The 11,992-nt window shown below is 73.5% G+C and carries 12 protein-coding genes; 10 read left to right on the plus strand and 2 right to left on the minus strand.

The annotated features are described in order from the left end of the window. Positions 1-176: 176 nt before the first annotated feature. Both ACGBYP_RS00005 and ACGBYP_RS00010 read right to left on the minus strand, forming a co-directional pair. On the minus strand, positions 177-737 hold the full coding sequence (locus ACGBYP_RS00005; protein WP_411581208.1) for a hypothetical protein: 561 nt from the start codon (positions 735-737) through the stop codon (positions 177-179). Positions 738-935: 198 nt separating this feature from the next. Further along, complete coding sequence (locus tag ACGBYP_RS00010) at positions 936-1,691, minus strand: GntR family transcriptional regulator (protein WP_411581209.1); 756 nt, start codon at positions 1,689-1,691, stop codon at positions 936-938. 130 nt (positions 1,692-1,821) lie between these two features. Here ACGBYP_RS00010 and ACGBYP_RS00015 point away from each other — a divergent pair, with 130 nt between their 5' ends. From ACGBYP_RS00015 to ACGBYP_RS00060, 10 genes are all read left to right on the plus strand, one after another. Then, positions 1,822-2,412, plus strand: coding sequence for a glucose-6-phosphate isomerase family protein (locus ACGBYP_RS00015; protein WP_411581210.1), 591 nt, complete (start codon positions 1,822-1,824; stop codon positions 2,410-2,412). Between the two features lie 7 nt (positions 2,413-2,419). Next, positions 2,420-3,916, plus strand: a complete 1,497-nt coding sequence (xylB, locus tag ACGBYP_RS00020) for a xylulokinase (protein WP_411581211.1) — start codon at positions 2,420-2,422, stop codon at positions 3,914-3,916. Next, complete coding sequence (locus tag ACGBYP_RS00025) at positions 3,913-4,884, plus strand: NAD(P)-dependent oxidoreductase (protein WP_411581212.1); 972 nt, start codon at positions 3,913-3,915, stop codon at positions 4,882-4,884. The genes xylB and ACGBYP_RS00025 overlap by 4 nt, the downstream gene beginning before the upstream one ends. 22 nt (positions 4,885-4,906) lie before the next feature. Continuing rightward, positions 4,907-5,551, plus strand: a complete 645-nt coding sequence (locus ACGBYP_RS00030; protein WP_411581213.1) for a bifunctional 4-hydroxy-2-oxoglutarate aldolase/2-dehydro-3-deoxy-phosphogluconate aldolase — start codon at positions 4,907-4,909, stop codon at positions 5,549-5,551. Continuing rightward, complete coding sequence (locus ACGBYP_RS00035) at positions 5,548-6,489, plus strand: shikimate dehydrogenase family protein (protein ID WP_411581214.1); 942 nt, start codon at positions 5,548-5,550, stop codon at positions 6,487-6,489. Before ACGBYP_RS00030 ends, ACGBYP_RS00035 begins: the two co-directional genes overlap by 4 nt. Continuing rightward, complete coding sequence (locus tag ACGBYP_RS00040; RefSeq protein ID WP_411581215.1) at positions 6,486-7,460, plus strand: phosphotriesterase; 975 nt, start codon at positions 6,486-6,488, stop codon at positions 7,458-7,460. Before ACGBYP_RS00035 ends, ACGBYP_RS00040 begins: the two co-directional genes overlap by 4 nt. Before the next feature lie 50 nt (positions 7,461-7,510). Continuing rightward, positions 7,511-8,233 carry an SDR family NAD(P)-dependent oxidoreductase gene (locus tag ACGBYP_RS00045; protein WP_411581216.1) on the plus strand — a complete coding sequence of 241 codons (723 nt, stop codon included), beginning with the start codon at positions 7,511-7,513 and terminating at the stop codon, positions 8,231-8,233. After that, positions 8,230-9,789 (plus strand): sugar ABC transporter ATP-binding protein, encoded by a 1,560-nt coding sequence (locus ACGBYP_RS00050; protein WP_411581217.1) that lies wholly within the window; start codon positions 8,230-8,232, stop codon positions 9,787-9,789. The genes ACGBYP_RS00045 and ACGBYP_RS00050 overlap by 4 nt, the downstream gene beginning before the upstream one ends. Before the next feature lie 23 nt (positions 9,790-9,812). Further along, entirely contained in the window at positions 9,813-10,802 is a 990-nt protein-coding gene (locus ACGBYP_RS00055) for an ABC transporter permease (protein ID WP_411581218.1), read from the plus strand. A gap of 109 nt (positions 10,803-10,911) precedes the next feature. Beyond that, a complete protein-coding gene (locus ACGBYP_RS00060) occupies positions 10,912-11,931 on the plus strand; it encodes a substrate-binding domain-containing protein (protein WP_411581219.1) in 1,020 nt (339 codons plus the stop codon). Positions 11,932-11,992 lie beyond the last annotated feature (61 nt).

Genomic DNA, 11,992 nt, shown 5'->3' on the forward strand with positions numbered 1-11,992 from the left:
CGGTGACGGTGCCCGACAGCCCGGCGGAGCTGATCGACGGCCCCGACACCGGTGCTCAGCCCGGGCAGGCGCTGCTGGACACCCTGCGCCGGGCGCCGCTGGCCATCGAGCCGCCGCGCCCCGAGGACGACGGCCGGCCGCAGCCCCGGGGCTGACGGCCGGCCGCGCCCCGCGGCCTACCAGCGGTGTGCCACGTCGACGACCAGTCGGTCACCGTCGGGGCCGGGGAGCGTGAACGCCCGGAAGGGCAGCCTCGCGCGGGTGCCGACGGCGAGGGTCGTGCTGCCCTCGAAGCTCCCCGCCCAGGCGACCTGCCGCAGCGTGCGGAAGCCGGCCACCGGCACCACCGCCCGCTCGTCGGTGACGCGCAGGGTCGTCCTGCCGGCGTCGTCGTGGGCGGGTGCGTGCACGACGACCTGCAGCGCGGCTCCACCGGCGACCGGCACCGGGCTGCCGGATCCGTCCCGGTGCACCACCGGCACGTAGCGGACGTCGTACCCGCCCAGCGGGCGGCCGCGGAGGTCGATGACGAGCCTGTCGAAACAGGCGTGCTGTCCGGCCCGGACGCCGGTCACGGCGACGCGGGCGGACGTGCCGGCATCGGTCTCGGGGGTGGAGCCCCAGGTGATGCCGCAGTACGGGGTGGCTGCCGTGGCGGGGCCGACGAGCCCGAACACGGGCACCGCGGCGGCGGCGAGGACGAGCAGGAGACGGGACAGGGGACGGCGACTGTTCATGGCGGACCCTCCAGGGTGTGATGCGCGCCACGCTCAGGTTCCTGCGACACGCCGCCACGTACCAGACCCCGGGAGGCGCAACGACCACCGAACCCGGGCGTGCCGTCTGGTCACTTCTCGTCGTCGTTGTCCACCGCGACGAACCGGGATGCTGGTGACCAGCCTCCCGTGCCCGGCTGGGGTGGCCGGACCGGATGGTCAGACGACGGCGTCGCTGCGGACGAGGTCGACCTCGAAGACCGTGCGGTCGCCGCGGTGCCAGGCCTCGAAGTACTCGACCGGCTGCTCGTGCCGGTCGAGCCCCACGCTGGTCAGCAACATGACCGGGGTGCCCCGGCGTATGCCCAGGTCCGCCGCCATGGTGGCGCTGGCGGCCCGGGTCTGGATGGTGCGGCGCCCGTGGATCGGCCGGGTGCCGCGCTCGTCCATCGCGGCGTAGAGCGATCCCTCGGTCAGGTCCGTCTCGCGCAGCCAGGTGATCGTGTCGGCCAGCAGGTACGTCACCGCCAGCACCCAGGGCTCGCCCTGGACGAACCGCAGCCGCTCGAGCAGGACCACGTCGGCGCCGTCGGGGAGCCCGAGGGCGCGGGCGACGTGGTCGGGGGCCGGGACGACGTCCAGCCGGCGCACGGTGCTGCGCAGGTGGAGCCCGCGGGCCGCGAGGTCCTCGAACTGACCGCTGAGGGACTGGACCAGGCCCTGCGTGGTGCGGGGTGAGGCGACGAAGGTGCCGCGGCCGCGCATCCGGTCGACGATGCCCTCGAACTCCAGCTGCACCAGCGCCTGGCGCACGACGGTGCGGGAGACCCCGTACTGCTCGCACAGTCGCAGCTCGCCGGGGAAGGGGTCGCCGGGCTTCAGCTCCCCGGACCGCACCATCTCGGTGAGGATCACCTTCAGCTGGTGGTGCAGGGGGACGGGCGACGACCGGTCCATCACCGCTGGCCCCTGCATGCCGACGAGGGTAGAGCAACCAGGGGCTCGTGCACCGGGTCTTGCGCTTGTCATTACAGGATGACAGGATTTCGACACCGCAGCAGTGGCCCACGCCACAGTGCCAGCCGACGCCATGGAGGACACGTCGATGCCGACGTACGCAGTTCCGCCGATCGACCCGATGAGCATCCGACTGGAGGGCACCGACCGGCTGGTCCCCGAGGGGCCCGTCCTGACCCGCCGGCTGTCCGACCTGGAGGGCCTGTTCGCCCGGGAGGACCTGCGTGCCGCAGGTGCTGCGGGGGAGGACCCGATCGTCTACACGGTCTCCTCCTCGCCGGTCCCCGAGCTGCCGCGCGAGCTGCCGCAGTCGATCACGACGATCCGCCCGGGCACCATCGGCGGGGAGTTCCACATGACCAAGGGCCACCAGCACCCCGATCCGCAGGGGGAGATCTACCTGGGGCTGCGCGGTGTCGGTGGCCTGCTGATGTTCGACGGGCAGGACACCCGCTGGATCGACATGTCCGAGGGTGTCATCGGCTACATCCCGCCGGGCTGGGCGCACCGCAGCGTCAACGTCGGCGACGAGGACTACAGCTTCCTGGCCGTCTACCCCGGGTCGGCCGGGCACGACTACCAGTGGGTCCTCGACCACGGCATGGGCCGCCGGGTGATGAGCTCCGCCGGTGGGCACGAGCTCGTCGCCTACACCGCACCGACCACTTCCCAGGGCTGAGTCCGCCGTGTTGGTGGCGCACGACCTGGGGACGACGGGGGACAAGGCCTCGCTGCACGACGACACCGGGCGCCTGGTCGCCTCGGTCACCGTCCGGTACCCGACCCACTACGGCCCCGGCGGGGTCGTCGAGCAGGACCCGGACGACTGGTGGCAGGCGTTCGGGACGGCGAACCGCCGCCTGCTCGAGGAGGCCGGGGTGGCCGCCTCCGAGGTGGCCGGGTTGGCGATCTCCGGGCAGATGATGGGCCTGGTCCTGCTCGACGACCGGCACCGGCCGCTGCGGTCCTCGCTGATCTGGGCCGACACCCGCAGCACCCGCCAGTGCGCGGACCTGCTGACCCGGCTGGACCCGCAGGAGGCCTACGCGACCCTCGGCCACCGGCTCAACCCGACCTACTCGCTGACCAAGCTGATGTGGGTCCGGGACAACGAGCCGGAGCTCTTCGCCGCGACCAGGCGGGTGTGCCTGGCCAAGGACCTGGTCGTGGCCCGGCTGACCGGCGTGCTGGCCACCGACCCCTCCGACGCCTCCAGCACCAACGCCTACGACCAGCGCGCCGGTCGCTGGTCGGACGAGGTGCTGGCGGCGGCCGGCATCCCGGTGTCGTTGTTCCCCGACGTCGTCCCGTCCACGACCGTGGTCGGCACCGTCACCGCCGAGGCCGCCCCGGCCACCGGTCTGCTCGCGGGCACGCCGGTCGTCATGGGCGGGGGTGACGGCCCGATGGCCGCCGTCGGTGCCGGTGTCGTCGGCCCGTCCGACGGCGCCTACGCCTACCTCGGCTCCTCCTCGTGGGTGTCGATGAGCAGCGACGCGCCGCTGCTGGACCTGCCCGAGATGCGCACGATGACCTTCGACCACGTGGTGCCCGGGCAGTTCGTGCCCACCGCCACCATGCAGGCCGGCGGTGCGTCCCTGGAGTGGATCGCCGACCTGCTCGCCGGCACGGAGGACGTCGGCCGCTTCGACCGGCTGGTCACCGCGGCCGGCGAGGTGACCGACGGCGACGACCTGTACTTCCTGCCCTACCTGCTGGGGGAGCGCTCGCCGCACTGGAACCCGCACGCCCGGGGGGCCTTCGTGGGGCTGGCCCGCCGGCACGGGCCGGCGCACCTGACCCGCGCGGTCCTGGAGGGCGTGGCCTTCAACCTGGGCACCTGCGTCGAGGCCTTCCGCTCCCACGGTGCCCCGGTCGACCGGGTCGACGCGATCGGCGGCGGCGCGGCCAGTGACGTCTGGCTGCAGATGCTCGCCGACGTGTGGGGTGCCACGGTCCGCCGGCGCACGGTGGTCGAGGAGGCCAACAGCCTGGGCGCGGCCGTCACCGCGGGGGTGGGCGTGGGCCTGCTGCCGGACTTCAGCGGTGCCGGCGCCCTGTCCGAGGTCGTGGCCACCTTCGAGCCCGACCCCGGGCGCCACGCGGTGTACACCGCACGGCACGAGCGGTTCACCGACGCCTACCGGCGGCTCGAGGGCTGGTTCGAGGGTGGCGCGGCATGACCGGGCCCGCCCTGACCGGGGACGTCGTGGTGACCGCCCGCTCGTACTCCGGCGGCTCGGTCGACGTGGAGTCGCAGCTGACCGCTGCCGGGCTCCGTGTGCTGCGGGCACCGGCCGACCACGACCTGGCGACGCTGGCCGGCGCGCTCTCCGGCGCGGTCGCCTGGATCGCCGGCACCGGGCCGGTCGGCCCCGAGCACCTGGCCGCGGCACCCCACCTGCGGATCGTGGCCCGCTACGGGGTCGGTGTCGACGCGGTCGACCTGGCCGCGGCCGAGGCCCGCGGTGTGCTGGTGACCAACACCCCCGGTGCCAACAGCACCGCGGTCGCCGAGCACGCCCTGACGCTGCTGCTGGCCGCGATGCGGCACGTGGTGCGCGACGACCGGCAGCTGCGGGCCGGGGACACCTCGGTGACCCGGGCCCGCGAGCTGACCGGCATGCGGGTGGGGATCGTCGGCTTCGGCCGGATCGGCCGCGCCCTGTGCGTCCGTCTGCAGGCGCTCGGCGTCCAGGTGCTGGCCAGCGATCCGTGGCTGTCCGACGAGGACGTCCGGGCCGCGGGCGCCGAGCCCGCCGACCTGGCGGGTCTGGCCGACTGCGATGCGCTGTCCCTGCACGCACCCGGGGGAGAGGCGGTGCTCGACGCCGCGGCGCTCGAGCGGCTGCGGCCGGACTGCATCGTGGTCAACACCGCCCGCGCGGCGCTGGTCGACGCCGGTGCGGTCGCCGCCGCGCTGCGCGAGGGCCGGCTCGGCTGCTACGCCACCGACGACCTCGGCCCCGCGCCCGAGGGCGGTCACCCGCTGCTCGCCCCGGACCTCGCCGATCGCGTGATCGCCACCCCGCACAGCGCGGCCCAGACCGTCGAGGCCGTCGACAACATGGGGACCGGGTCCACCCGGGCCGTGCTCGACGTGCTGGCCGGGCGCACCCCGGCCAACCGCGTCCCCGCCCCCCACTCCTGAACCGCCCCTCCCGGAGGCCGACATGCCCCTTGCCCTCACATCGATCACCGACGTCGGCGTCATCGCCGTGCTGCGGGCGCCCTCCCCGGACGCCGCGGTCAGCGCCGTCGACGCCCTCGTCGCCGGCGGGGTGACCGGGGTGGAGATCACCTTCTCCACCCCGGACGCCGAGGCCGCCATCGCCGAGGTCGCCCGCCGCCACGGGGACGCCGTCCTGCTGGGTGCGGGCACCATCACCCGGCCCGAGCAGGCCGAGTCGGCCGCGGCCGCCGGCGCCCGGTTCCTGGTCTGCCCGGGCACCGAGGACGGGCTGGCCCGCGCCATGAAGGCCACCGGCGCGACCGTGATGCTCGGTGCGCTGACCCCCTCCGAGGTCATGGCCGCCGTCGCCCTCGGTGCCGACGTGGTCAAGGTCTTCCCTGCGTCGCTGGGCGGCCCGGCGTACCTGCGCTCGCTGCGCGGCCCCTTCCCCGACGTGCCGCTGATGCCCACCGGGGGCGTCAACGCCGACAACATCGGCCAGTGGTTCGGCGCGGGCGCCCTCGCCGTGGGCGCCGGCAGCGAGCTGTGCAGCTCCGCCGCCATGAAGGCGGGGAACTGGGAGGTCGTCGAGGACTCCGCACGCTCGTTCAGCGCCGCCCTGGCGGCCACGCGGGCCGCGGCGTGACCGGGGCGGCGGCTCCGGCCGACGACGGCACGTACATGGGCTTCGTCGGGGTGACCACCGGCCAGTCCTCGATCCGGCGGGTCTTCCCGGCGTGGGCTGCCGAGCTCGGGCTGCCCACCGGCACGCTGGTGGGGCACGACGTGGCCCTCGGCTCCGCGCCGGAGGTGTACCGCGACCTGGTCGCCCAGATCCGCGACGACCCGCAGCACCGAGGTGCACTGGTCACCACGCACAAGGTCGCCGTCCACGCCTCGTGTGCGGACATGTTCGACGAGCTGGACGAGCTGGCCACGACGTTCGGCGAGATCTCCTCGATCTACAAGCGGGACGGGCGGCTGTACGGCGCGGCCAAGGACCCGGTGACCGTGCGGCTGGCCCTGGAGGAGTTCCTGCCTCCGGGCCACTTCGCGGGCTCCGGTGCCGAGGTGCTCGTGCTGGGCGCCGGCGGCTCGGGCATGGCGCTCAGCCACCAGCTCGGCGTCCGCGGCGACCGGCCCGCCCGGGTCACCTGCACCGCCCTGCGCGAGGAGCAGCTGGACCACCTGCGGGAGCTGCACGAGCGGGCCGGGCTGCCCACCGGGCTGTTCCGGTACGTCGTCACCCCGGACCCGGCCCGCGCCGACGAGCTGCTCGCCGAGCTGCCGCCCGGCAGCCTGGTGGTCAACGCCACCGGGATGGGCAAGGACGTCCCCGGGTCGCCGTTCACCGACGCCGCCGTCTGGCCCGAACGCGGGCTGGCCTGGGAGTTCAACTACCGGGGCAGCCTGGAGTTCCTGCACCAGGCGACGGCCTGGCGGGCCGGGCACGACCTGGTCGTCGAGGACGGCTGGCGTTACTTCGTGCACGGCTGGACGCAGGTGATCGCCGACGTGTTCGACGTCCCGATGCCGCACGACACCGTCAGCGCGCTGTCCGACGTGGCCGCCGCGCTGCGATGAGCGCCGTCCGGACGGTCCTCGGCGACGTGCCGGCCGCCGGCCTGGGACGGGTCGACTACCACGAGCACCTGTTCCAGGTCTCCCCGCTGCTGCCCGGCGACGAGCTGACCGACGAGCAGGCCAGCGGGGAGGAGGCGCGCGCCCTGCGCGACTCCGGCTTCGAGGCGATGGTCGACGCCACCCCGGTCGGGCTGGGCCGGCGTCCGGCGGCGCTGGCGGCGATCAGCGCCCGCACGGGCCTGACGGTGGTGGCGACCACCGGCGCCCACCGGGCGGCCCACCACGTGGGCCAGCCCTGGCTGCTGGAGGCCTCGGTCGACAGTCTCGCCGCCCGCTTCCGTGGGGACGTCGTCGAGGGGATGCCCGCGGACGACGGACCGAGACCGGGGGAGCCTGCCCGGGGTCCCTCCGGGCCGGTGCGGGCCGGCCTGCTCAAGGCCGGCATCGACTACTGGTCGATCACGCCGTTCGCGCGCCGGGTGCTGGCCGCCGTCGCCCAGGTGCACGGGGAGACCGGCGCGCCGGTGATGGTGCACCTGGAGCACGGGTCGGCCGCCTTCGAGCTGCTCGAGCTGCTGGCCGGCGAGGGGGTGGCCGCCGACGCGGTGGCGCTGGCCCACGTGGACCGCAACCCCGATCCCGGGCTGCACGCCGAGCTGGCCGCGACCGGGGCGCACCTGGGCTACGACGGGCCGGCGCGGCACGCCTCCTGGCCCGATGCCACGATCCTGGACTGCCTGCTGGCCGTGGCCGGCCGTGGTGGCGCCGACCGGCTGCTGCTCGGCGGCGACGTCGCCCGGGCGACCCGGTACGTCGCCTACGGCGGGATGCCGGGCCTGGCCTACCTGGGGCAGCGGTTCGTCCCGCGGCTGCTGGCCGAGGGCGGGCCGGAGCTGGTGCAGGCGGTCCTGGTGACCAACCCGGCCCGCTGGTTGGGTCGCTTTCCGGTCACGAACACCCCAGCCACTTGACATCCTGTAATGACAAGTGTGTGCTGGACCACAACGAGAGGGATGGTGCTGTGAGCGATCTCGATGGAGCGGTCGTGGTGGTCACCGGGGCATCCGGTGGCATCGGGCGAGCGGTCTCCGAACGGCTCCGCGCCGAGGGTGCGCGGGTCGTGGACATGGACGTGCGGCCACCGGCGGAGGCCGGGGGCCACTTCGTGGCGGTCGACGTCCTCGACCCCGCCAGCGTCGACGCCGCGGTGGCCGAGGTGGTCGAGCAGTTCGGCCGGATCGACGGGCTGGTCGCCGCGGCCGGCCTGTCGGAGGAGCCGACGCCGGCCGAGGACATGCCGGTCGAGGTCTGGGACCGCACGATCGGCGTCAACCTGCGCGGGGTGTTCCTCACCTGCCAGCGCGTCGGCCGGGTGATGCTGGCGCAGGGCAGCGGGAGCATCGTCACGATCGCCTCGATGTCGGGCAACCACGTGGTGAACGTGCCCCAGCAGCAGGCGGCCTACAACGCCTCCAAGGCCGGCGTCGTGGCGCTGACGAAGTCCCTGGCCTACGAGTGGATCCCCCGCGGGGTCCGGGTCAACGCGGTGTCGCCGGGCTACGTCAACACCCCGCTGCTGGCCAGCAAGTCCGAGCTGCACCAGACCTGGATGGGTGCCACGCCCAGCGGCCGGTTCGCCACCACCCAGGAGGTCGCGGCGGCGGTCCGGTGGCTGCTCGGCAGCGAGTCCGGCTTCTGCGTCGGCACCGAGCTGCTCATGGACGGGGGGTACTCCCTCTCATGACCGGGGCAACCGCGGTCGAGGGCCGGGGCGCGTCCGCCTCCCCGGCCGAGCCGGTCTTCCGCGCCGTGGGCGTCAGCCGCCGGTACCCCGGCGTCGTGGCCCTCGACGGGCTGGACCTGGAGGGCTACCCGGGCGAGGTGCTGGCCGTCTGCGGCGCCAACGGGGCCGGCAAGTCCACCTTCGCCCGGCTGCTGGCCGGCCAGGAGAAGCCGTCCTCGGGTTCGATCACCATCGCCGGCCATGACGGCCCCGTCACCGACCCGGCCGAGGCCGAGCGCGCCGGCATCCTGCTGATGCACCAGGAGCCGCTGGTCATCGACGACTTCAGCATCGGTGCCAACGTGTGGCTGTTCCGGCTGCGGTCGGGCAAGGACGTCAAGCCCTGGCACCGCGGCCGGCGCACCGACGACGAGGAGACCCGCGCGGTCCTCCGCCACGTCGGGCTGGGCGACCTGTCACCGGACACCCCGGCGTCCGTGCTGGGCCCGGGGCAGCGGCAGATGCTCGCCCTCTCCCGTGCCTCGGTCACCGAGCACAAGATCATGATCCTGGACGAGACCACCGCCTCGACGACCGAGGAGCACTTCAAGGACGTCGAGCGGATGGTCGTGGAGGAGCGCGCGGCGGGCACGTCGATCGTGTTCGTCTCCCACCGGCTGCCCGAGGTGTTCGCCCTCGCCGACCGGATCGCGGTGCTCCGCAACGGCAAGCTGGTCCAGGTCCTGAAGACCTCCGAGACCACCCCGGAGGAGGTCACCACCCTGATGGTCGGGTCGGCCCTGCGTGCGGTGAGCCGGCCCGACCGGTTCGCCGACGACGCCGACCGTCCGCCGGTCATGTCGGTGCGCCACATCTCCGGCGGGGCCGCGCAGGACGTCTCCCTCGACGTCCGGGCGGGGGAGGTGGTCGGCCTGTACGGCCTGGTGGGCAGCGGCCGCTCCTCGGTGGCCCGCTCCATCACCGGCCAGCACCGGCCGGCCGGCGGCACGATCCTGCTCGACGGCCGGGAGGTGAGCTTCCGCGACCCCGGGGCCGCACTGCGGGCCGGCGTCGCCTACATGACCGAGGACCGCCGGCTGGAGGGCTTCGTCCCCGACTTCGACAACGGCGAGAACCTCAGCCTCGTCGTGCTGCCGGAGCAGCTGTCCCGCTTCGGGGTGGTCCGCTCGGCCAAGGAGCGGAGCATGGTCCGCTCGCTGATCGACCGCTTCCAGGTCAAGGGCGGGCCGCAGACCTTCACCAGCACGCTCTCCGGCGGGAACCAGCAGAAGGTCTGCGTGGCCAAGTGGCTGCAGGCCGACCCGCGCTTCGTCGTCCTCGACGAGCCCACCAAGGGCGTCGACGTCGGGGCCCGGGCGAACATCTACGGCCTCATCCACGAGTCCGCCCAGCAGGGCCGGGCGGTGCTCGTCGTCTCCAGCGAGGCCGAGGAGCTCCTGCAGCTGTGCCACCGCATCGTCGTCCTGCGGGACGGCGTCGTGGTCGACGAGTTCGACCCCGAGGACGCCACCACCGAAGACCTCATCCGCGCCGCCCTCGGCGGCCCCGTCTCGTGACCACCCGTGGAGAAGAACGACCGATGAGCACCGTGCAGACCAGCGCCGAGGGGACCCAGAGCGCGCCGCAGCCGGAGCGCAACAAGTTCGTCGCCTGGCTGATGCAGCAGTACTCCCTGGGCATCCTCATCGTCCTGCTGGTCCTGGCGTCGGTCCTCAGCGACGCGTTCCTGACGACGAACAACCTCAACAACGTCATCCGGCAGGTGTCGATCACCGGCATCGTGGTGCTCGCCCAGCTGCTGGTCGTGGTCACCGGTGGCATCGACATCAGCGTCGGCTCGGTCCTCGGCCTGGCGGCGGTGCTGTCGGCCGGCTTGTTCGACGGTCGCTCGATGCTGCTGGGCATCCTCATCGGCGTCGTGGTGGGAGCCGCGCTGGGCGCGGTGAACGGCCTGCTGGTGGCCTACCGCGGGCTGGAACCGTTCATCGTCACGCTGGGCATGCTGGCCCTGGCCCGCGGCCTGGTCTACGCCTACACCGAGGGCGTGCCGGTGGCTCCCTCGGGCGAGGACTTCACCATCCCTGGCATCGCCACCATCGCCGGGTTCCCGGTGCTCGGCGTCATCTGGATCGCCTGCGTGCTCGCCGTGGCGTTCCTGCTGTACCGGACGGTCTTCGGTCGGCGCCTGTACGCCATCGGATCGAACAAGAACGCCGCGTTCAGCTCCGGCATCCCGGTGAAGCGCACCCTGCTGGCCGTGTACGCCCTCGCCGGCCTGCTCGCCGGCCTCGGCGGCTACCTGCTGTCCGCCCGCCTCGGGTCGGGCACCCCGACCGCAGGGCAGAACTACGAGCTGGACGCCATCGCCGCCGTCGTCATCGGCGGGGCACGGCTCTCCGGCGGGCAGGGACGCGTGTTCGGCGCCGTGGTCGGCACCCTGATCTTCGGGGTGATCTCGAACCTGCTGGTCCTGCTCAACGTCTCCACCTTCCTCCAGGACGCGTTCCGAGGAGCGCTGATCCTGCTGGCCGTGGCCCTCGCCGCCAACACCCGCCGCCGAGGCCACTGACCCACCGGGGCCCTGCCCCGTCCAGATCGACCGGGTCCACCCCGGAGCTCGAGGCGACCCGCAACCAGCGGGTCCGCTCTGCGTCCCCTTTTCCAACGGAGGAAGACCAATGCGCAGGACATGGCCGCTCGTCGTCACCGCCACCGCCGTCGTCATGGCGGGGGTCACCGCGTGCGACACCTCGGGCGGCGGCGGTGGCGGCACCGCTGCCGCCCCGTCCGCCGAGGCCAAGGAGCTCTCCGAGGTCACCATCGGCTTCGCCCAGCGCCAGCTGGACGCGCCGTACTACTCGGCGATGGTCAACCAGGCCCAGGAGATCGCCAAGGAGAAGGGCTTCAAGCTCCTCGTCCAGAACGCCAACGGCGACCCGGTCACCCAGATCAACCAGATCAACACCATGGTGTCCCAGGGCGTCGACCTGCTCGTGGTGAACGCGGTCAGCCCGGCGGCGCAGAAGGCCCAGCTGGCCCAGGTGGCCAACCAGGTGCCGGTGATGTTCATCGACACCGGCATCGAGGGCGTCGGGTTCACCGCCGTGCAGTCGGACAACGTCAAGATCGGCACCGAGTCCGGGAAGCTGCTCGCCCAGCGCATCGGCTCGGGCAAGTCGGTCAACGCCGCCATCCTCAACGGTGGGCCGACCGACGAGATCGTCGGCCCGGACCGGCAGAAGGGCATCCTCGACGGGCTCGAGGAGGGTGGCGTGACCGTCAACGTGGTGGCCGAGGCCTCCGGCGTCTACGCCAAGGACAAGGCCGTCCCCGCGACGGAGAACATGCTCGCCGCCAACCCCGACATCGACCTGGTCATCGGCCTGAACGACGCCATGGCCCTCGGTGCGCTGGACGTGCTGCGCCAGCGCGGGCTCAACGACGTCCTGGTCGCGGCCTCGGCGGACGGGCAGAAGGAGGCCCTGGCCGAGATTCAGACCGGCGGGTGCACCGGCCAGTACGTCTCCACCGGGCTGAACTCGCCGAAGCTGGCCACCGACCAGGTGTTCGACATCGCCGAGCAGGTCACCACCGGCGCCAAGCAGACCAGCGAGTACCCGGCGATCTCCTACACCGAGGCCGCGGGCATCGGCTGCGACAACGTCGGCGACTACTACGACCCGAACAGCACCTTCTGACCGTCGGCTGACCACGCGGCGGTGGGCCCGGCCGGGAACGGCCGGGTCCACCGCCGCGGTG

This window comes from Modestobacter sp. SSW1-42 (genome assembly GCF_046635825.1).
In the GTDB taxonomy this organism is placed as follows: Bacteria; Actinomycetota; Actinomycetes; order Mycobacteriales; family Geodermatophilaceae; genus Modestobacter.

Coding starts and splice junctions, on each gene's coding strand:
- ACGBYP_RS00005 (WP_411581208.1), bottom strand. CDS start 737: ATGAACAGTCGCCGTCCCCTGTCCCGTCTCCTGCTCGTCCTCGCCGCC.
- ACGBYP_RS00010 (WP_411581209.1), bottom strand. CDS start 1,691: ATGCAGGGGCCAGCGGTGATGGACCGGTCGTCGCCCGTCCCCCTGCAC.
- ACGBYP_RS00015 (WP_411581210.1), top strand. CDS start 1,822: ATGCCGACGTACGCAGTTCCGCCGATCGACCCGATGAGCATCCGACTG.
- ACGBYP_RS00025 (WP_411581212.1), top strand. CDS start 3,913: ATGACCGGGCCCGCCCTGACCGGGGACGTCGTGGTGACCGCCCGCTCG.
- ACGBYP_RS00030 (WP_411581213.1), top strand. CDS start 4,907: ATGCCCCTTGCCCTCACATCGATCACCGACGTCGGCGTCATCGCCGTG.
- ACGBYP_RS00040 (WP_411581215.1), top strand. CDS start 6,486: ATGAGCGCCGTCCGGACGGTCCTCGGCGACGTGCCGGCCGCCGGCCTG.
- ACGBYP_RS00050 (WP_411581217.1), top strand. CDS start 8,230: ATGACCGGGGCAACCGCGGTCGAGGGCCGGGGCGCGTCCGCCTCCCCG.
- ACGBYP_RS00055 (WP_411581218.1), top strand. CDS start 9,813: ATGAGCACCGTGCAGACCAGCGCCGAGGGGACCCAGAGCGCGCCGCAG.
- ACGBYP_RS00060 (WP_411581219.1), top strand. CDS start 10,912: ATGCGCAGGACATGGCCGCTCGTCGTCACCGCCACCGCCGTCGTCATG.